Below are 20513 nucleotides of genomic sequence, written 5' to 3' on the forward strand. Positions count from 1 at the left end.
CCCCCGACCCCGTCCGTCCGCGTTCGGCACCACCCGCTCCCGGGAGATATCGGCGCACGACCCGGAAGCAGCCCGTGACCGCTCTGGCTCGCTGGTGCCTCAGGCGCCGCCTCCTGGTGATCCTCCTCTGGCTCGCCGCCCTCACCGGGACGACCCTCGCCGCGGGCGTCGCCACCAGCGCGTACTCCACCGACTACGCGGTCCCCGGCACCGAGTCCGGCCAGGCCGGCGCCCTGCTCGCGAAGGCGTTCCCGGACCGCGCCGGCGACGCCGACACCCTTGTCTGGCACACCCCGGACGGCACCGTCCGTGCCACCGCGGTCCGCACGACCATGACGCGGACGCTCGGCGAAGTCGCCCGGCTGCCGGGCGTCGCCGACGTCCAGGGGCCCTACGGCCCGGGCGGCGCCGGGCAGATCAGCCACGACGGGCGCACCGCCTACGCCACGGTGACCTTCCGCAGTTCGCCCGACGACCTGCCCGCGGCGCAGGCCCGCGCGGTCGTCGACACCGCCCGGGCGGCGGCCGGCCCCGGCCTCCAGGTGGAGTCGGGCGGCAGCGGCGCCGCCCTCACCCAGACCCCGCACGAACGGCTGCCGGAGCTGATCGGCGTGGCCGTGGCGGCCGTGGTGCTCTTCCTCGCCTTCGGGTCGCTCGCCGCGACCCTGCTGCCGCTCGTCACCGCGCTGGCCGCCGTCGGCACCGCCGCCGCCGGCATCAGCCTGCTCGGCCACGTGATGACGGTGGCGGACTTCGCCCCGATGCTGGGCATGCTCGTCGGCCTCGGCGTGGGCATCGACTACGCGCTGTTCATCGTCACCCGCCACCGCAAGGGGCTGCGCGCCGGACTCGGCGTCCAGGAGTCCGCCGAGCGCGCCCTGGCGGTGTCCGGGCGGGCGGTGGTCTTCGCCGGAGCCACCGTCTGCATCGCGCTGCTCGGCATGCTCACCCTGCGGCTGGGCTTCCTCAACGGCGTCGCCCTGGCCGCCTCGCTCACCGTCGTCCTCACCGTCGCCGCCGCCGTCACCCTGCTGCCCGCGCTGCTCGGCGTGATCGGCACCCGGGCCCTGGGCCGCCGCGAGCGCCGCCGGCTGGCCGCCGAGGGCCCCCGGCCCGACGCGGGCACCGGTCCGGCCGTCCGCTGGGCCGGCTTCGTCGCGCGCCACCCCCGCCTGCTCGGCGCCGTCGCGGCAGCCGTCATGCTCACCCTCGCGCTGCCCACCCTCGGCCTCCGCCTGGGCACCTCGGACCAGGGCAACGATCCGGCCACCGCCACCACCCGCAAGGCGTACGACCTGCTGGCGGACGGTTTCGGGCCCGGCTTCAACGGGCCGCTGACGCTGGTCGGTTCGCTCGACGGCGCCACCGACCGGCTCGCCTTCGACGAACTCCCGCACACCCTGCGCGAGACCCCCGGCGTCGCCCGGGTCAGCGGCCCGGAGTTCGGCGCCGGCCACGCCATCGGCGTGATCACCGTCGTGCCGGACAGCGCACCGCAGTCCCAGAAGACCTCCGACCTGGTCGACCGGCTGCGCACCGCAGTGCTGCCGGCCGCGGCGGACGGCACCACGCTGAAGGTGCGCGTCGGCGGGGTCACCGCCGGCTACGACGACTTCGCCGCCGTCATCGTCGGCAAACTGCCGCTCTTCATGGGCGCCGTCATCGGCCTCGGCTCGGTCCTGCTGCTGCTCGCCTTCCGCAGCATCGGCATCCCCCTCAAGGCCGCGCTGATGAACCTCGCCGCGGTCGCCGCGTCGTTCGGGATCGTCGTCGCGGTCTTCCAATGGGGATGGGGGACCGAGGCGCTGGGACTGGGCAGCGCCGGCCCCATCGAGCCGTTCCTCCCGGTCATCATGGTCTCGGTGCTCTTCGGGCTCTCCATGGACTACCAGGTCTTCCTGGTCAGCCGGATGTACGAGGAGTGGCGGCGCACCGGCGACAACCGGCGGTCGGTACGGGTCGGCCTCGCCGAGACCAGCCGGGTCATCAACTCCGCCGCGGTGATCATGATTGCGGTGTTCGGGGCCTTCGTCCTCAGCGGCGACCGGATCATCGCCATGTTCGGCATCGGCCTCGCCGCGGCCGTCGCCCTGGACGCCTTCGTCCTGCGCACGCTGCTGGTCCCGGCCCTGATGCACCTCCTGGGCGGCGCCAACTGGTGGCTGCCGGCCTGGCTGGACCGCCGGCTCCCGCGACTGAGCATCGAACCGCCGGACGAGCCGACGCCGCCCGCGCCCCGCGTGGACGACCGCCCGCGGGTGGAGGTCTGACCCCGACGCCGGACCCCGGGCCGAGCCCCGGACCAGGGCAGCGGGCCGGTTCTCATCGGACTCTCAGACGCGGCACCTACGGTCGCGCCCATGGGATCGACGACCGACAAGCGAACCGACGACGCGACGACCGACGACGCGGCGACCACCGTCGTGAAGACCGCTGCCGTGGAGGGCGACGGGGCGCCCGAGGCCACCACGGACGGCACCGAGGAAACGGGGAAGGGCAAGGGAACGGCCGGCAAGGCACCCGCGGGCGGGAAGGGGGCCGACAGCGCGCCCGCGAGCACCACTGACGCCGACGCGGACCCGGAATCCGACGTCGACCCGGGCGCCGACGCCGACGCCGATGACGACGCCGCCGAAGACGACGCCGCGCCGGAGGAGCCCGCCGCGTCCGGTGCGGCCGCCGGCGCCGGTGCCGTGGTCGCCGCCGGGCTCGGCCTGGCCTCCGTCACCGGCACCTGGCTGAGCACCCTGCTCGCCGAACGGCAGACCCTGCTGGGCCAGATCAAGCTCCAGTCCGGCAAGGCCACCGACCAGATCGCCACCGTCTACGGCGCCCCCTGGCACACCACCGCCCTGGTCAACGGGGTGTTCGCGGTGCTCGCCATGCTCGTCGCCGCGGTGGTGCTGACCGGACGGCGCCCCACCTGGGTGCGGGCCGTCGCCTGGGGCGGACTGGTGCTCGGCCTGCTCGGGCTGATCATCTCGGCGGGCATGTACCTCGACCTGTTCGGCAGCATGCCCAGCCTCCCTAAGGGGGTCGGCGGCGGCGCCTGAGCCCTCCTGAGGACCGCGGTGGGCGCCGCCTAAGGCCCCCCGCGCGTTCCGGAGCGCTTCTAAGGCCCTGGGGAGCCGGGACGTGCGTTCCTAAGCTCCAGGCCGCCCGCCGCCCCCGATTCAGGGCCCCGAACCGGCCCGAAGATCGGGAACCCGCCCGATGTGGCGGACCCCCCTGGGCCACGAGAGTGGAGGCCATCGGCACCCGGCGAACGGACCGGGCGCCACCACCACCTCACCCAGGGGGAACCACCATGTACGCCTCCGAACTCGAGATCCGGATCCGCTACGAGGAACTGCGCCGCGAGGCCGACCGCCGCCGCCTGGTGCGCGAGGCCACCGAAGGCGCCCGCCGCGCCGCCGACTTGGCGAGCGACGCCCCCGAAGGGCGGGTGAGTCCCAGCCGGGCCCGGCGCTGGCGCGTACGCCGCGCCGCCGCCTGACCGGCCCGGGCCGCCCGGACCCGCCCACCATGACCGTGCCGACCAGCGGGAACGTCCCCGGTGTGCCGGAAACCACTGCCGCAGTGTCAGACCCCTGTGCGATGCTCGGCACCGTGGAGAGCAGACCCATCAGCCCCGTCTTCGTCGGCCGCGCGCCCGAACTCACCGAGTTGGGCGACGCACTGGCGCGGGCCGGCGCGTCCCGCGAACCCCAGGCCCTGCTGATCGGGGGCGAGGCCGGGGTCGGTAAGACCCGCCTCATCGAGGAGTTCTGCGAGACGGCCCGCGGCAGCGGCGCGCAGGTCGCGCTCGGCGGCTGCATCGAAATCGGCTCCGAGGGCCTGCCGTTCGCCCCCTTCTCCTCGATCCTGCACACCCTCAACGCCCACCTGCGGGACGAACTCGCCGCGGCCGTCGCGGGCCAGGAGGGCGAACTGGCCCGCATCCTCCCCGAACTCGGCGAGACCGCCGGGGAGATCAGGGACGAGGAGATCGGCCGGGCCCGGCTCTTCGAACTCACCGCCCGCCTGTTGGAGCGGCTCGCCGCCCACCGCACCCTCGTCATCGTCGTCGAGGACCTGCACTGGGCCGACCGCTCCACCCGCGAGCTGCTCGCCTACCTCCTGCGCGCCCTGCACGACGCCGGCATCGTCCTGCTCGCCACCTACCGCTCCGACGACATCCACCGCCGCCACCCGCTGCGCCCCTTCCTCGCCGAGATCGACCGGATGCGCACCGTCCGCCGCATCGAACTGGGCCGCTTCAACCGCGAGGAGGTCCGCTCCCAGATCGCCGGGATCCGCGGCAGCGAGCCCGCGGAGGAGACCGTCGACCGGGTCTTCAAGCGCTCCGAGGGCAACGCCTTCTTCGTCGAGGAACTGGCCCGCGGCCTCGCCGACGGCTGCCTCTACGGCCTCAGCGACCCACTGCGCGACCTCCTGCTGGTGCGCGTCGAGGCACTCCCCGAGGACGCCCAACGGGTGGTGCGGATCGCCGCCGAGGCCGGCTCCACCGTCGAGCACGAACTCCTCGCCGCGGTCTGCCAGATGCCCGAGGACGACCTCATCGAGGCGCTCCGGGCCGCCGTCGGCAGCAACACCCTCGTCCCCACCCAGGACGGCACCGGCTACCGCTTCCGGCACGCCCTGGTCCGCGAGGCCGTCGTCGACGACCTGCTGCCCGGCGAGCGCACCCGCCTCAACCGCCGCTACGCCCAGGCCCTGGAGGCCGACCCCGGCCTGGTCCGCGCCGAGGTCGGCGCCACCCGCCTGGCCAGTTACTGGTACAAGGCCCACGACGCCGCCAAGGCGCTGCCCGCCGTCCTCGCCGCGTCCGTGCAGGCCCGCCGCCGCCACGCCTACGCCGAGCAACTGCGCCTGCTGGACCGGGCCCTGGAGCTGTGGGACGACGCCCCGCCGGAGGTCCGCCGCGGCGTGCGCCCGCTCGACTACGCCGAGGGCTACCCGGCCTGCGGCTGCGACGACGACGCCCTGCGCTTCCTGGACCTGCTCGCCGAGATCGCGGTGGCCGCCCGGCTGTCCGGCGACAGCGAGCGCGCCTTCATGATCACCAAGCGGGCACTGCGCCGCCTCCGCACCGAGAACGACCCCCTGCGCACCGCCTGGTTCCTGATGCAGCGCTCCCGGCTCTGCCAGGGCACCGGCCGCGGCGACGGCTGGGAGGACCTGGGCCGCGCCCAGGAGCTGATGCGCGGACTGCCACCGTCCTCCGTGCACGCCACCGTGACGGCCGCCGTCGCCAGCTGGCAGATGCTCCACGAACCGGGCCCCGGCACCTTCACCACCGCCGAACGAGCCGTGGAACTCGCCCGGTTGGTGGGCGACGAGGAGGCCGAACTCAACTCCCGGGTGACGCTGGCCGGCCTGTCGGTGGACGCCGGGGACGTCGAGGCGGGCCTCGCGGAGTTCCGCACCGCCCTCGACCTGGCCGTCGAGCGCGGCTACTTCGCCGTCATCGGCCGCGGCCACGTCAACCTCCCCGGCACCCTGGAGGGCGTCGGCCGCTCCCGCGAAGCCGTCCAGGTCACCGACCAGGGCACCGAGCTCACCACCCGCTACGGCCTGAAGAACTCCACCAGCTGGGTGCTGAGCAACCGCTCCGAATCACTCCAGTCCCTCGGCCGCTGGCCGGAGGCCGGGCAGGCGGCCACCGAAGCCCGCCGCCTCGCCCAGAACTCCCTCGCCCTCGCCCTGGCCGCCAGCCGCCTCACCGCGCTCGCCCTGGACACCGGCGACCTCACCGCCGCCGAGCGCGAACTGGCCTTCGCCCAGGAGCACTACGGCACCCACGACCCCCAGCCGCAGCACGCCCTGCCGATGGTCCGGCACGCCCTGCGGCTGGCCGCCCGCCAGGGCCGGATCCTCGACGCCCGCACCCTCCTCGTGCGGGCCGTCCCGGACGCCGGGTTCGCCCCCGGACTGCACCGCTACGCCTGGCCGCTGCTGTGGTCGGCCCTCACCGCGGAGGCGGACGCCCGCGGGCTGCCCGCCGCCGACCCCGGCCGGCCCGGGACCCTCGCCCGCATCCGGGCCACCGCCAAGCGGCTGGCCCGGCTCTCGCCGGTGTGGGACGCCTACGGCACGGCGGTCGAGGCCGAACTCCGTCGCGCCGAGGGCCGGGACTCCCCGGACGCCTGGGCCGAGGCGGTCGCCGCGTTCACCGCGGTGGAGCGGCCGCACGAGCTGGCGTGGTGCTGCCGCCGCTGGGCCGAGTCGCTGCTGCACGGCACCGAGCGGGCCACCGCCGGCCTGGACGGCCGCACCCCCCGCGAGGTCGCGGTGCTGCTGCTCGGCCAGGCGCACACCGCCGCCGTCGACCTCGGCGCCCGCCCCCTCGTCGGCGAACTCGAACTCCTCGCCCAGCGCGCCCGCATACCCCTCGCCGGCCGACCGGCACCGAGGACGGCCCGCGCCGCTGCCGGTGCGCCGCCGCCCGCCGCCCCCGCCGAGTCCCTGGGGCTGACGCCCCGCGAGCGGGACGTGCTCCGCCTCGTCGCCGACGGCCGCAGCAACCGTCAGATCGCCGACACGCTCTTCATCTCGCCGAAGACCGCCAGCGTCCACGTCTCCAACATCCTCGCCAAACTGGGCGTTTCCGGGCGCGGCGAGGCGGGCGCGGTCGCCCATCGACTGCGGCTGTTCGCCGAGCCGGCGCCGGAGAAGGACCCGGCGCCGACCGCGTAGTCCCGGCCGGGCGGTCAGCCGCCCGTGCCGCCGTCCGACGCGGGCGGCTGCGGCCGCGGCCGGACGACCACGACCCCGGACGCCAGGTCTATCGGCCCCGTCCCGGGGTCCCCGTCGCCGACGTCGTCGAGCACCAGCGCCATCCGCTGGCGCTCCTCGTCGGTGTGCTTGCGGCCGGGCGCGAACAGTTCTTCCACGACGTTGAACACGGTGCCCCCTTCGGCGCGATCACTGCGGATGCACCCGTCCCCGGCACCGAGTCTACGCAGACCGCCCCCAAGCGGGTCAGCTCACCACCAGGCGGAGGATCCGGTCGTCCCCCTTGCGGGGCCGACCCCGGCCGTCGGTGTTGCTGGTGACCAGCCACAACGCCCCGTCCTCGGCCGCCACCACGGTCCGCAGCCGCCCGTAGGCGCCGGTGAGGAACGCCTGCGGTGCGGCCACCGGCTTCGTCCCGTCGAGCGCGATCCGCCACAGCCGTTCGCCGCGCAGCGACGCCATCCACAACGAGCCCTTGGCATACGCCAGCCCGCTGGGCGAGGCGTCCGCGGGCTTCCACACCAGCACCGGATCGGCGTACCCCGGCGGCACCGCACCGCCCTTGCGCTTGCCCTCGACCTGCGGCCAGCCGTAGTTCCGCCCCGGCTCGATCAGATTGAGCTCGTCCCAGGCGTCCTGCCCGAACTCCGAGGCCCACAGCCGCCGGTCGGCGTCCCAGGCGAGCCCCTCGACGTTGCGGTGCCCGTAGTCGTACACCACCGAGTCCGGCTCCGGGTTGCCGTGCGCCGGCTCGCCGTCCGGGGTCATCCGCAGGATCTTCCCGGCCAGCGACCCCTTGTCCTGGGCCAGCGCCTTGTCGCCGGTCTCGCCGGTGCTCGCGTACAGCATCCGGTCCGGGCCGAAGGCCAGCCGCCCGCCGTTGTGGAAGCGGCCCTTGGGGATGCCCTTGAGGATCGTGTTGGGCGCGCCCAACCGGTTGCCCGGCTCCCGCCGCCCGTCGTAGATCATGCGCGCGATGCGGTTGTCGGACGCGGTGGTGAAGTACGCGTACACCTGGTGGTCGGTGCCGAACGACGGGGCCACCGCGAGCCCCAGCAGGCCGCCCTCACCCCCGGGCGCCACCCCCGGGACTGAGCCCACCTCGGTGACCTTCCCGCCGTGCGCGGCGACCCGCACGATCCGCCCGGTGTCCCGCTCGCCGACCAGCAGGTCCCCGCCGGGCAGCGCCGCCACCCCCCACGGCGACTTCAGGCCGGTGGCCAGCGTCCCGGTGACCCGCACCGTCCCCTTGGCGGGCGGCACCACGGCGGACGCCGACGGACTCGGTGCGGGCGACCCGGGCCGGTGGGCCGGCCCGACGGACCCCGCACCCCCCGCCGCCGGCCCCCCACCGGACGAACATCCCGCCACCAGCAGCAGGCAGGCGACGGCCAACACGGCCTTCCGGGAACGGCGTTGCACGGCAGGATTCCTCTCGTCGGCGGCGGGCGGGACAAGGACACCACATCACCCACCACCCACCGCCCCCTCACGCGCCGCACCCCCGCCCAACCATCCGCCCGGCCCCCTCACCTCACCCCAACCCACCGAATCTCTCTCCCTCCCCACTCACGGGAGGTGTCGGGCCGGTGGGGCCGGGTCTCCGGACGTAAAGCGAAGCAGTCCGGAGACCCGGCCCCACCGGCCCGACACCGCACCCGAAATCGCCCCGCGCAGCGGCCCCGCGCCGCAGGTGCCGAACGCCCGCGCCGCAGGCGCCGATCCCCCACGGCGGGACAGCCGACAACGTGGGCGGCCCACCCAACCCGCAGCGCCTAGTACCACGACTCCCGAGCCCGCGGCAGCGCGGCGATCTCCCGCAGGTCCTCCGGGGCGAGCACCAGCTCTGCGGCGTTGGCGTTCTGCGCCACCCAGCGCTCCTTCTTCGTGCCCGGCACGGGGACCACGTGGCTCCCCTGAGCCAGCACCCAGGCCAGCGCCACCTGCCCGGGAGTCGCCCCGTAACGGGCGCCGACCCGGCGCAGCCCGGCCACCACCGGCTGGTTGGCGGCCATCATCTCGGCGGTGAACCGCGGGTGCCGGGCCCGTATGTCCTCCGGTTCGAAGCCCTGCCCGGGGGTGAGGGTGCCGGTCAGGAAGCCGTTGCCCAACGGCATCGCCGCCAGCAGCCCCACCCCGCGCGACTCGCACCACGGCAGCAGCTCCACCAGCGCCTCCGGCGACCACACCGACAGCTCCGCCTGCACGCTGCTCACCGGGAACACCTGCTGGACGCGCTCCAGTTGGCGCAGCGTCCCGGCGTGCAGCCCGGAACCGGGCAGCCCCCGGCCCCCGGGCACCAGCCGCCCGTCCCGGAGGGCCCGCGGCGTCCGCGCGGCGCGCGCCCCCACCGCGCACAACCCCAGCGCCCGCACCTTCCCCGCCGCGACCAGCTCCGCCATCGCCCCCCAGGTCTCCTCGACGGGCACCTCGGGGTCCGCGCGGTGCAGTTGGTAGAGGTCGATGCGGTCGGTCTGCAGCCGCCGCAACGACGCGTCGCAGGCACGCTTGATGTAGCCGGGGCGCCCGTTGGCGACGATGTGCTGGTCGCCGGCGAGCAGCCCGCACTTGGTCGACACGAAGGCGTCCAGCCGCCGTTCCTTGAGCACCCGCCCCACCAACAGCTCGTTGGTGAACGGGCCGTACATGTCCGCGGTGTCCAACAGACTGCACCCCCGGTCGAGGGCGGCGTGCAGCGCCCGCACCGACCCCTCCCCGCTGCGCTGCGACTCGCTGTACCCCCAGCTCATCGGCATGCAGCCGAGTCCGATCGCGCCCACCTCCAGGGCCGCCGCGCCGATTGTCCTGCGCTCCACCTGGTCGTGCCTCCGTCCCCTCGCCCCCCGATCAAGGGCCAGACCAAACTAACGTCTGAACCAAACGTCTCTTCGCATAGCCTCGGGCCATGGCAACAGCAGACCCGCACGCAGCCCCCGGCGACGTATGGCTCCCGATCCCGCCGGACGAGATCGACGGCCTCCCCGACGGCCTCAACTACGTCCACTGGGACGCCGGCCCCGCCTACCCGGCCGACCCCGCCCGGTGCGTCTTCTACGCCGTCCCGTACATGAAGCCCGTCGACGTCTGCCTGCGCCCGCTGCTGCGGATGGACCGGGTACGGGTGGTGCAGACCCTCACGGCCGGCGTCGAGCACATGCTCCCCGCACTCGACGGCCTGCCGTCCGGCGCCCAGTTGTGCAACGCCCGCGGACTGCACGACGCCAGCACCGCCGAACTCGCGCTCACCCTGACGCTGGCGGCCCTGCGCGGCGTCCCGGGCTTCGTCAGGGCGCAGGACGCGGGGGAGTGGCGGCCGGAGTTCCGACCGGCGCTCGCCGACAAGTCGGTCCTCATTGTGGGCTATGGTTCGATCGGCAGTGCCATCGAGGACCGGCTCATGCCCTTCGAATGCGCGCGGGTCATGCGCATCGCGCGCACCGCCCGTGACACCGTGCGCGGTCCGGTGCATCCACTGTCCGAGCTGACCGCCCTCCTGCCCGCAGCGGACGTCGTCATCCTCGCCACGCCCCTCACCGAGCAGACGCGTGGCCTGGTCGGACGCGATTTCCTGGCCCGGATGAAGGACGGCGCACTCCTCGTGAACGTCGCCCGCGGCGCGGTCGTCGACACCGCGGCGCTCCTCGCCGAACTGGAGTCGGGACGACTCCGGGCCGCCCTCGACGTCACCGATCCGGAACCTCTGCCCGCCGGCCATCCGCTGTGGCACGCTCCCGGCGTGCTCGTCACTCCACACGTCGGCGGCCCCAGCTCTGCCTTCCTGCCCCGTGCGAAGCGGCTTCTGCGCGGTCAGTTGGCGCTTTTCGCGGCCGGCGAGCCCGTCCGGCACGTCGTCGCCACCGCACCGGAATCCCAAGTGGATCGCTCTACGAGGCCGTAGGACTGCGCTCTGTATCTGGAAATCCCCTGGTTGTCACGCTCCGTAGAGGCGCTATGTCCCTGAGTGACGGATCTGGTGTATCGTCCCGAGCGGGGATGCGCCGGGATCGTCACGGCGCGATACGAAAGATCCGGAACCGAGGGGGGCGACGGGCGATGTACTGCCGATGGATGATCCGCGAGCCACGCGATCCACGACCGCCCGCAGCAATGCCACCGGGGCCACGGACGCGCCGTTCCCGACGCGGCCCGGCCCGGAAGAACGGGAGAGCACGGTGAGCGCCCCGGGGGCCATGCTCTCGCGCTCGCCCGCGCAGACCTCAGGTGCCCCGAGCCCGGTGCCGCAGGTCGCGCTGGCCGTCGTCTGCGGGGGTTACGCCGTGGGCTCCACGATGGGCTGGGGCTCGCCCCGGGCCGCCGCGATCATGGGGGACTTCGGACTCAGCTTCGCGGCCCTCGTCGCGGCCGTCTCCTGCGGCCTGTACGCCCGCAAGTACGCCACCCCCTTCCGCCCGGCCTGGGTCCTGTTCGCCATCTCCTCCGGGATGGCCGGCCTCGGCAACGGCGTCTGGGGCTGGTACGAAGTCGTCCAGGCCGCCGAGGTCCCCAGCCCGTCCATGGCCGACTTCTGCTTCCTGCTGTTCGCGCCGCCGGCCATCGTCGGCCTGCTGGTGCTCGCCAAACGACCGGTGACCAGGGCCGGTTGGGTCTGCCTCGGGCTCGACGCCTGGCTGATCGCCGGGTCGCTGCTGACCCTGTCCTGGAGCCTCGCGCTCGCGCACACCGCGCACTTCCAGGGCCGCACGGTCGCCCAGAGCGCCCTCTCGCTGGCCTACCCGCTGCTGGACATCGTGCTGGTGAGCATGGTCCTGGCGCTGCACTTCCGGCGCTCCTCCGTGCACCGCTCCGCGATCAACACCGCGATCGCCGCGCTCGCGACGACGGTGCTGTGCGACGCGCTGTTCAGCTCCCCGCTGCTGCACGACCACTACCGCTCCGGCCAGATCCTGGACGCCGGCTGGTTCGCCGGCTCGATGCTCTTCGCCTACGCCCCCTGGGTGGGCCGCCGGACCGGCGCGGAGGCCGCCGCCGAAGAGGCCCGGCTCGCGGCGCGCCGGCCGCAGCCGTCCGGCAGCCGCCCCATCGCGGGCTCGCTGGCCGCCCTGACCCCGTACCTCGCCGCCGCCGTCTGCACCCTGGGCATCCTCACCAACGTCCTGGACGGGCGGCGCATCGACCGCGTGGTGCTCTTCACCGGGTGCACGGTGGTCCTGGCCCTCGTCGTCCGACAGGGCATCATGCTGCTCGACAACATCACCCTCACCCAGGAGTTGGCGCAGAAGGAGAACCACTTCCGCTCCCTGGTGCAGGGCTCCAGCGACGTCATCATGATCGCCGCGCCGACCGGGGTGCTGCGCTACGTCAGCCCCGCCGCCGCCGGGGTCTACGGCCGCGACGCCGAGGAACTGGTCGGCTCCGAGCTGGCCTCGCTGATCCACCCGGAGGACCTGGGCCGGGTCGTCCACGAGGTCCGGCGCTTCCTCGCCGCCGCACCGGAGATCGAGCCGACCACCCGGATCGAGTGCCGCTTCCGGGCCGGCGGACAGCGCGCCGGCGGCAACGGCTGGCTGAACGTCGAATCCACGGTCAACCGCCACCACGGCGGCCTGATCTTCAACTCCCGCGACGTCACCGAGCGCGTCCGGCTCCAGGCCCAGCTCCAGCACAACGCCTCCCACGACACGCTCACCGACCTGCCCAACCGCGCGCTGTTCACCGAGCGCGTCACCAAGGCCGTCACCGGCCGCCGAGCCACCGACCACGACACCGCCGTGCTCTACATCGACCTCGACGGCTTCAAGCAGGTCAACGACACCATCGGACACCAGGCGGGCGACGAACTACTGATCCAGGCGGCCCGTCGGCTGGCGGAGTCGGTGCGCGCCGGCGACATAGCGGCCCGGCTCGGCGGCGACGAGTTCGCCGCGCTCATCACCGGTGACGGCACCCGGGACCACGCCGCCCGGGAGTTCCGCATCCTGGAGATCGCCGACCGGCTGCGGCTGCGGCTCTCCGAGCCGTATCGCATCGACGGCCGGGACGTCCGGGTCGCGGCCAGCATCGGCGTCGCCTTCGCCGAACCGGGCATCAGCCCGGCGGGCCTGCTGCGCAACGCCGACCTCGCGATGTACCGCGCCAAGCAGGCCGGCAAGGGCCGGGTCGAGCTCTACGCGCCGCAGATGCAGGACGAGGTCGCGCACCGCGCCGAACTCGCCAGCAAGCTGCGCACCGCCCTCCAGGACGGCGAGTTCACCCTGTTGCACCAGCCGGTGGTCGACCTGGCCAGCGGCCGGATCACCGCGGTGGCCGCGCACGCCCGCTGGCGGTCCGCCGAGGGCATCCTGTTCACCCCGGCCGAGTTCCTCCGGGTCGGCGACCGTGGGCGGCTCACCGACGAGGGCGGCGAGCGCGCCGCCGAACTCGGCCGGTGGCAGCTGGAGGAGGCCGTGGAACAGGCCGCCGTGCGGCACCGCGCCGGCCACCAGGTCCCGGTGGCGGTCCGGCTCTCCGCCCGTCGCCTGTTGGACCGCGCGCTGACGCCGAAGGCCATCGAGGCGCTGCTCGCCCGGCACGGCCTCCCCTCGGACGCGCTCGTCCTGGAACTGTCCGAAAGCGACCCGCGGATCCCGCTGGACGATCTGGAGCGCCGACTGGTCGCGCTGCGCCGTCTGGGGGTCCGCATCGCGCTGGACGGCTTCGGCAGCGGGGACGCCGCGATGAGCGCCCTGCGCCGGCTCCCCATCGACGTCCTGCGGCTGGACCGCGGGCTGATCGACGGGGTGGTGGAGTCCGCCCGGCTCCACAAGATCACCGCGGGGTTGCTGCGGATCACCTCCGACCTCGGCATGCACGCGGTGGCCGAGGGCGTCGACCTGCCCGAACAGGTGCTGGCCCTGCGCTCCATGGGGTGCACGCACGGCATGGGCCTGGCCTTCTCCGGGCCGCTGGACGAGTCCCGGCTCCGCCGGGCGCTGACCCGCGGCAGTTACCCGGTGCCGGACCTGACCGGTCAGGGGCGGGCCGTGGTGCTCAGTGGCAGCCGTCCGGCCCGGCGGAGTGCCGGGGCCGGGGCCGGCGAGACAGGAGCGTCCCCCGTTGCGCCCAAATAGTGAGACCTCCGTCCCACCCACTTGACACTCGGTGCGCCAGAGGGGGAGGGTCAGTGCCATGCGCACCCGAATTCTCGTACTTGGAAAGCGCGTCGGCTGAAGCTGGGCCCCTGACGAACCCAGCTGACCGCACCGGCGCGCTCCCCTCGCTTGCCTCACGGCACGAGGGGTTTTTTGTTGCATCGCAACCTCACAAATCCCGTCAAAACCCTCAGCTTCGAGAAGAGACGCAGATGACCGAGCAGGCCACCGGGGCCCACCATCCGCAGCCGCGGGCCCGTAACTCCGGCGGATCGCACCAGCCCGCGACCGTCGAGCACGTCACGGGTGCGCAGTCCCTCATCCGTTCGCTGGAGGAGGTCGGGGCCGACACCGTGTTCGGCATTCCCGGCGGTGCGATCCTTCCGGCCTACGACCCGATGATGGACTCCTCGAAGGTCCGGCACGTGCTGGTGCGGCACGAGCAGGGCGCGGGACACGCCGCCACCGGATACGCCCAGGCCACCGGCAAGGTCGGGGTCTGCATGGCGACGTCCGGACCGGGCGCCACCAACCTGGTCACCCCGATCGCCGACGCGCACATGGACTCCGTCCCGCTGGTCGCGATCACCGGCCAGGTGGCCTCGAAGTCGATCGGCACGGACGCCTTCCAGGAGGCGGACATCTGCGGCATCACCATGCCGATCACCAAGCACAACTGGCTGGTCACCGACCCGGCCGACATCCCCAAGACGATCGCCGAGGCGTTCCACGTCGCGTCCACCGGTCGCCCGGGCCCGGTCCTGGTCGACATCGCCAAGGACGCCCTCCAGGCGCAGACCACCTTCGTCTGGCCGCCGCACACCGAACTGCCCGGCTACCGGCCCGTCACCAAGCCGCACGCCAAGCAGATCCGCGAGGCGGCCCGGCTGATCGCCGAGTCCAAGCGCCCGGTGCTCTACGTCGGCGGCGGCGTCCTGAAGGCCGGTGCCACCGCGGAGCTGAAGGTGCTCGCCGAGCTGACCGGTGCACCCGTCACCACCACGCTGATGGCCCTGGGCGCCTTCCCCGACAGCCACCCGCAGCACCTGGGCATGCCCGGCATGCACGGCGCGGTCACCGCCGTCGCCGCGCTGCAGAAGGCGGACCTGCTGATCACCCTCGGCGCCCGCTTCGACGACCGGGTCACCGGCAAGCTGGACTCGTTCGCCCCGTACGCCAAGGTCGTGCACGCCGACATCGACCCGGCGGAGATCGGCAAGAACCGCGTCGCGGACGTGCCGATCGTCGGTGACGCGCGCGAGGTCATCGCCGACCTGATCGTCGCGGTCCAGGCCGAGCACGAGGCCGGCCACAAGGGCGACTACAGCGCCTGGTGGAAGGACCTCAACCGCTGGCGCGAGACCTATCCGCTGGGCTACGACCTGCCGGACGACGGCAGCCTCTCCCCGCAGCAGGTCATCGAGCGGATCGGCAAGCTCGCCCCGGCCGACACGATCTTCGCCGCGGGCGTCGGCCAGCACCAGATGTGGGCCGCCCACTTCATCGACTACGAGCAGCCCGCCACCTGGCTGAACTCCGGCGGCGCCGGCACCATGGGCTACGCCGTGCCCGCCGCGATGGGCGCCAAGGCCGGCCAGCCGGACCGCACGGTCTGGGCGATCGACGGCGACGGCTGCTTCCAGATGACCAATCAGGAACTGGTCACCTGCGCGCTCAACAACATCCCGATCAAGGTCGCCATCATCAACAACGGCGCGCTGGGCATGGTCCGCCAGTGGCAGACCCTCTTCTACAACCAGCGGTACTCCAACACCGTGCTGCACAGCGGTCCCGAGGACATCGACCCGGCGGCCCGGGGCACCCGCGTCCCGGACTTCGTGAAGCTGTCCGAGGCCATGGGCTGCGTCGCGATGCGCTGCGAGGACCCGGCCGAGCTGGACGCGGTCATCGCCAAGGCCAACGCGATCAACGACCGCCCGGTCGTCGTCGACTTCATCGTCCACGAGGACGCCCAGGTGTGGCCGATGGTCGCCGCCGGCACCTCCAACGACGAGGTCATGGCCGCCCGGGGCGTCCGTCCCGACTTCGGCGACGGCGAAGACGACTGAGCCAGGACGAACCGGACGCACGGAAGAAGAGAGAAGACGACATGTCCAAGCACACGCTCTCCGTCCTGGTGGAGAACACCCCCGGCATCCTCGCCCGGATCGCCGCGCTGTTCTCCCGCCGCGGCTTCAACATCGACTCGCTCGCGGTCGGGGTGACCGAGCACCCCGACATCTCCCGCATCACCATCGTGGTGAGCGTGGAGTCGCTGCCGCTGGAGCAGGTCACCAAGCAGCTCAACAAGCTCGTCAACGTCCTGAAGATCGTCGAGTTGGAGCCCGGCTCGGCCATCCAGCGCGAACTGGTCCTGGTGAAGGTCCGCGCCGACAACGAGACCCGCTCGCAGGTCGTCGAGATCGTCCAGCTCTTCCGCGCCAAGACCGTCGACGTCTCGCCGGACGCGGTCACGATCGAGGCCACCGGGTCCAGCGACAAGCTGGAGGCCATGCTGCGGATGCTGGAGCCGTTCGGCATCAAGGAACTGGTGCAGTCCGGCACCATCGCCATAGGCCGTGGCGCCCGCTCCATCACCGACCGCTCGCTGCGCGCGCTGGACCGTACGGCCTGATTCCCGCGGTCCGTTCGGACCGTATGGCGAGACCCCCCGACTTTCCCCACCCTGCCCGACATAGTGTGTGGGCACCCCGCTAGATCCAAGGAGATACCCGAAGTGGCCGAGCTGTTCTACGACGACGATGCCGACCTGTCCATCATCCAGAACCGCAAGGTGGCGGTCATCGGCTACGGGAGCCAGGGTCACGCCCACGCGCTGTCCCTGCGCGACTCGGGCGTCGACGTGCGCGTCGGTCTGCACGAGGGCTCCAAGTCCAAGGCGAAGGCCGAGGAGCAGGGCCTGCGCGTGGTGACCCCCGCCGAGGCGGCCGCCGAGGCCGACGTCATCATGATCCTGGTGCCGGACCCGATCCAGGCCAAGGTCTACGAGGAGTCCATCAAGGACCAGCTGAAGGACGGCGACGCGCTGTTCTTCGGCCACGGCCTGAACATCCGCTTCGGCTTCATCAAGGCCCCGGCCGGCGTGGACGTCTGCATGGTCGCCCCCAAGGGCCCGGGCCACCTGGTCCGCCGTCAGTACGAAGAGGGCCGCGGCGTGCCGTGCATCGCGGCCGTCGAGCAGGACGCCTCCGGCAAGGCGTTCGAGCTGGCGCTCTCCTACGCCAAGGGCATCGGCGGCACCCGTGCCGGCGTCATCAAGACCACCTTCACCGAGGAGACCGAGACCGACCTGTTCGGTGAGCAGGCGGTGCTCTGCGGCGGCGCCTCGGCGCTGGTCAAGGCCGGCTTCGAGACCCTGGTCGAGGCGGGCTACCAGCCCGAGATCGCCTACTTCGAGTGCCTCCACGAGCTGAAGCTGATCGTGGACCTCATGTACGAGGGCGGCCTGGAGAAGATGCGCTGGTCGGTCTCCGAGACCGCCGAGTGGGGCGACTACGTCACCGGCCCGCGGATCATCACCGACGCCACCAAGGCCGAGATGAAGAAGGTGCTCGCCGAGATCCAGGACGGCACCTTCGCCAACAACTGGATGGCGGAGTACAACGCCGGCCTGCCGAAGTACAACGAGTACAAGAAGGCCGACGAGGACCACCTGCTGGAGACCACGGGCAAGAAGCTGCGCAAGCTGATGAGCTGGGTGGACGACGAGGCGTAAGCCTCGGGACAGGGGGTCGCGGCACCGCTCGCGGCCCCCTGTCCGCATGCGGCGGCGCCGCGTTCACGCGCGCCGCCGCACCACCTTGTCCACCGCGTAGAACCACGCATGGGTGATCCTTACGCTTCGGCACAGACCGCGCCGGGCCCCGCCACTACACTGCTCGACACAAGCGCGTCAGGCTCACAGCGTCGTGCGTCTTCCACGCGGCTTTCCCCTACACCGCCTTCGGCCGTCGGGACGGCCGTCCTCCCCCACTGCCTTCAAGGGCGTGGGAGGCACCCGCAGCGGACTAGATGAGGACTGAAGACCACGTGAGCACTGCCAACTCGGGTAAACCCGTTGTACTGATCGCCGAGGAACTGTCGCCGGCCACCGTCGACGCCCTCGGCCCGGACTTCGAGATCCGGCACTGCAACGGCGCCGACCGCGCCGAGCTGCTGCCCGCCATCGCCGACGTCGACGCCGTCCTCGTGCGCAGCGCGACGAAGATCGACGCCGAGGCGATCGCCGCCGCCAAGAAGCTGAAGGTCGTCGCCCGGGCCGGGGTGGGCCTGGACAACGTCGACGTCTCCGCCGCCACCAAGGCCGGCGTGATGGTCGTCAACGCCCCGACCTCCAACATCGTCACCGCCGCCGAGCTGGCCTGCGGTCTGCTGGTCGCCACCGCGCGCAACATCCCGCAGGCCAACACCGCGCTGAAGAACGGCGAGTGGAAGCGCAGCAAGTACACCGGCGTCGAGCTCAGCGAGAAGACCCTCGGCGTGGTCGGACTGGGGCGGATCGGCGTCCTGGTCGCGCAGCGGATGTCCGCCTTCGGCATGAAGGTGGTGGCCTACGACCCGTACGTGCAGCCGGCCCGCGCCGCCCAGATGGGCGTCAAGCTGCTGACGCTGGACGAGCTGCTGGAGGTGGCGGACTTCATCACCGTCCACCTCCCCAAGACCCCCGAGACCCTCGGCCTGATCGGCGACGAGGCGCTGCACAAGGTCAAGCCGAGCGTGCGGATCGTCAACGCCGCGCGCGGCGGGATCGTCGACGAGGAGGCCCTGGCCAGCGCGCTCAAGGACGGCCGGGTGGCCGGCGCCGGCCTCGACGTGTACGCCGTCGAGCCCTGCACCGACTCGCCGCTCTTCGCCTACGACCAGGTCGTGTGCACCCCGCACCTGGGCGCCTCGACGGGTGAGGCGCAGGAGAAGGCCGGCATCGCGGTCGCCAAGTCGGTGCGGCTGGCGCTCGCCGGCGAGCTGGTGCCGGACGCGGTCAACGTCCAGGGCGGTGTGATCGCCGAGGACGTCAAGCCCGGGCTGCCGCTGGCCGAGCGGCTGGGCCGGATCTTCACCGCGCTGGCCGGCGAGGTCGCCATGCGCCTCGACGTCGAGGTGTACGGCGAGATCACCCAGCACGACGTCAAGGTGCTCGAACTCTCCGCGCTCAAGGGCGTCTTCGAGGACGTCGTGGCGGAGACGGTGTCCTACGTCAACGCCCCGCTGTTCGCGCAGGAGCGCGGCGTCGAGGTGCGGCTGACCACCAGCAGCGAGTCGCCCGAGCACCGCAACGTGGTCACCGTGCGCGGCACCCTCGCGGGCGGCGAGGAGGTGTCGATCTCCGGCACCCTCGCCGGGCACAAGAACGTCCAGAAGGTCGTGGCGGTCGGTGACCACTCCATCGACCTGGCGCTCGCCGACCACATGGCGTTCCTGCGCTACACCGACCGCCCCGGCGTCGTCGGCACCGTCGGCCGGATCCTGGGCGAGGCGGGCATCAACATCGGCGGCATGCAGGTCGCCCGCGCCGACGTCGGCGGTGAGGCGCTGGTCGTGCTCACGGTCGACGACACCATCCCGGCGAACGTGCTGGCCGAGATCTCCGAGGAGATCGGCGCGACCTCGGTGCGCGCGGTGAACCTCACCCACTGAGTCACCGGTTCTCGCAGGTCAACGGGCCCGGTCCCCGCTTCGGCGGGGGCCGGGCCCGTGGCCGTCGGGGCCGGTGGGGACGTCCCGGCTCTGGGTGCGTGCGACGGCTGGTCCCTCAACGGTTCAACGATTCACTCGAACGGGCTAATGGGGTCGGTGGTGGGCGGCCCGCCAGTTCCGTCGCGTGGCTGCCGGGGCCCGGTGTCGTCGGTGCCGCCGGGTCGCTGGGGCGACGTTCGCGGCGCGCAATGGGAAGTGCGCGTGCCGCGGAGCGGGTGCGCGCGGAAGGAGGCAGGACGTCATGAACGCACCCCTGGGTGGCACGCCGCAGAGCCTGACCGGGCTGCACGTGGTGGACGCGGAGGGCGCGAAGGTGGGCCTCGTCCAGCAGGTGTACCGGGACGACGCCACCAACGAGCCCGAGTGGATCACCGTGCGGACCGGGTTGTTCGGGATGAAGGAGACCTTCGTGCCGCTGGCCGGCGCCCGGCGCACCGGTGAGGAACTGCACGTCCCGCACACCAAGTCGACGATCAAGCAGGCACCGCGGATCGACGCCGAAGGCCATCTCGATCCGTCCGAGGAGGAGCGGCTCTACCGCCACTACGGGCTGATCCGGCCGGGGGCGACGGAACCGACCGGCACCGAACCCATGGGAACGAGCGGAACGCGGGGGATGGGGGACACCGCCGGGGCGCCCGGCGCGGCCGGCACGCGGGGGCCGGTGGGGGAGGGGGCGGGGCAGCCGGGCCGGGCGCCCGCGGAGCCCACCGGGCAGCACCGCACCCGGGCCGACGGCGAGCGCAACAAGCTCACCGACGCCCGGACCCGCAACGACGCCCGTCCGATGGCGGTGTCCCGGGGTGCCGAGGACCCCCATGACACCGCGCGGTCCGGGGAACAGCTGGAGTTCGACACCGAGGCCGACGAGACCGGCGGCCGCCCCGGGCGGAAGGGGACGGCCGACGACGAGCGGCCGTGGCGCCGCCGGGACGAGCGCGGCGGACCGGGGACGGACCGGCCGCGCTGAGC

Annotated in this window: 14 protein-coding genes; 11 read left to right on the forward strand and 3 right to left on the reverse strand. The window is 73.1% G+C overall.

Annotated features, from left to right (window positions below; translation table 11 throughout):
* Positions 1–74 precede the first annotated feature (74 nt).
* The 4 genes from ABD385_RS06870 to ABD385_RS06885 all read left to right on the forward strand — a co-directional run bounded on the left by ABD385_RS06870 (position 75) and on the right by ABD385_RS06885 (position 6699).
* A complete protein-coding gene (locus ABD385_RS06870) occupies positions 75–2270 on the forward strand; it encodes an MMPL family transporter (RefSeq protein ID WP_344574101.1) in 2196 nt (731 codons plus the stop codon).
* A 90-nt stretch (positions 2271–2360) separates the two neighbouring features.
* The gene (locus ABD385_RS06875; RefSeq protein WP_344574102.1) at positions 2361–3053 is read left to right on the forward strand and encodes a hypothetical protein; all 693 of its coding nucleotides are present in this window, start codon (positions 2361–2363) and stop codon (positions 3051–3053) included.
* Between the two features lie 254 nt (positions 3054–3307).
* Entirely contained in the window at positions 3308–3496 is a 189-nt protein-coding gene (locus tag ABD385_RS06880; RefSeq protein ID WP_344574104.1) for a hypothetical protein, read from the forward strand.
* A 101-nt stretch (positions 3497–3597) separates the two neighbouring features.
* Positions 3598–6699: a helix-turn-helix transcriptional regulator gene (locus ABD385_RS06885; protein ID WP_344574295.1), complete on the forward strand. Its 3102-nt coding sequence runs from the start codon at positions 3598–3600 to the stop codon at positions 6697–6699.
* A 14-nt stretch (positions 6700–6713) separates the two neighbouring features.
* Here ABD385_RS06885 and ABD385_RS06890 read toward each other — a convergent pair whose 3' ends face one another.
* From ABD385_RS06890 to ABD385_RS06900, 3 genes are all read right to left on the reverse strand, one after another.
* Positions 6714–6908 (reverse strand): DUF6191 domain-containing protein, encoded by a 195-nt coding sequence (locus ABD385_RS06890; protein ID WP_344574105.1) that lies wholly within the window; start codon positions 6906–6908, stop codon positions 6714–6716.
* Positions 6909–6984: 76 nt separating this feature from the next.
* A complete protein-coding gene (locus ABD385_RS06895) occupies positions 6985–8160 on the reverse strand; it encodes a PQQ-dependent sugar dehydrogenase (protein ID WP_344574107.1) in 1176 nt (391 codons plus the stop codon).
* A 353-nt stretch (positions 8161–8513) separates the two neighbouring features.
* Positions 8514–9554, reverse strand: a complete 1041-nt coding sequence (locus ABD385_RS06900) for an aldo/keto reductase (protein ID WP_344574108.1) — start codon at positions 9552–9554, stop codon at positions 8514–8516.
* A gap of 89 nt (positions 9555–9643) precedes the next feature.
* Between ABD385_RS06900 and ABD385_RS06905 the strand changes: the two genes are divergently transcribed.
* The 7 genes from ABD385_RS06905 to ABD385_RS06935 all read left to right on the forward strand — a co-directional run bounded on the left by ABD385_RS06905 (position 9644) and on the right by ABD385_RS06935 (position 20511).
* The gene (locus ABD385_RS06905; RefSeq protein WP_344574109.1) at positions 9644–10636 is read left to right on the forward strand and encodes a 2-hydroxyacid dehydrogenase; all 993 of its coding nucleotides are present in this window, start codon (positions 9644–9646) and stop codon (positions 10634–10636) included.
* Positions 10637–10910: 274 nt separating this feature from the next.
* A complete protein-coding gene (locus ABD385_RS06910; RefSeq protein ID WP_425585360.1) occupies positions 10911–13805 on the forward strand; it encodes a putative bifunctional diguanylate cyclase/phosphodiesterase in 2895 nt (964 codons plus the stop codon).
* Positions 13806–14038: 233 nt separating this feature from the next.
* Entirely contained in the window at positions 14039–15895 is a 1857-nt protein-coding gene (locus ABD385_RS06915; protein ID WP_344574110.1) for an acetolactate synthase large subunit, read from the forward strand.
* Positions 15896–15936: 41 nt separating this feature from the next.
* On the forward strand, positions 15937–16461 hold the full coding sequence (gene ilvN / locus ABD385_RS06920; RefSeq protein WP_344574111.1) for an acetolactate synthase small subunit: 525 nt from the start codon (positions 15937–15939) through the stop codon (positions 16459–16461).
* 102 nt (positions 16462–16563) lie between these two features.
* Positions 16564–17562, forward strand: a complete 999-nt coding sequence (ilvC, locus tag ABD385_RS06925) for a ketol-acid reductoisomerase (protein ID WP_344574112.1) — start codon at positions 16564–16566, stop codon at positions 17560–17562.
* Between the two features lie 296 nt (positions 17563–17858).
* Entirely contained in the window at positions 17859–19481 is a 1623-nt protein-coding gene (serA, locus tag ABD385_RS06930) for a phosphoglycerate dehydrogenase (protein WP_344574113.1), read from the forward strand.
* Positions 19482–19782: 301 nt separating this feature from the next.
* Entirely contained in the window at positions 19783–20511 is a 729-nt protein-coding gene (locus tag ABD385_RS06935) for a PRC-barrel domain-containing protein (protein ID WP_344574114.1), read from the forward strand.
* Positions 20512–20513: the final 2 nt, after the last annotated feature.

Source organism: Streptomyces lunalinharesii, assembly GCF_039532155.1.
Lineage (GTDB): Bacteria > Actinomycetota > Actinomycetes > Streptomycetales > Streptomycetaceae > Streptomyces > Streptomyces lunalinharesii.

Excerpts from the sequence above, each read along its gene's own strand:
- ABD385_RS06880 (WP_344574104.1), top strand. The coding sequence starts at position 3,308 with ATGTACGCCTCCGAACTCGAGATCCGGATCCGCTACGAGGAACTGCGC.
- ABD385_RS06885 (WP_344574295.1), top strand. The coding sequence starts at position 3,598 with ATGCTCGGCACCGTGGAGAGCAGACCCATCAGCCCCGTCTTCGTCGGC.
- ABD385_RS06905 (WP_344574109.1), top strand. The coding sequence starts at position 9,644 with ATGGCAACAGCAGACCCGCACGCAGCCCCCGGCGACGTATGGCTCCCG.
- ABD385_RS06935 (WP_344574114.1), top strand. The coding sequence starts at position 19,783 with ATGAACGCACCCCTGGGTGGCACGCCGCAGAGCCTGACCGGGCTGCAC.
- serA (WP_344574113.1), top strand. The coding sequence starts at position 17,859 with ATGAGGACTGAAGACCACGTGAGCACTGCCAACTCGGGTAAACCCGTT.
- ilvN (WP_344574111.1), top strand. The coding sequence starts at position 15,937 with ATGTCCAAGCACACGCTCTCCGTCCTGGTGGAGAACACCCCCGGCATC.
- ABD385_RS06875 (WP_344574102.1), top strand. The coding sequence starts at position 2,361 with ATGGGATCGACGACCGACAAGCGAACCGACGACGCGACGACCGACGAC.
- ABD385_RS06915 (WP_344574110.1), top strand. The coding sequence starts at position 14,039 with ATGACCGAGCAGGCCACCGGGGCCCACCATCCGCAGCCGCGGGCCCGT.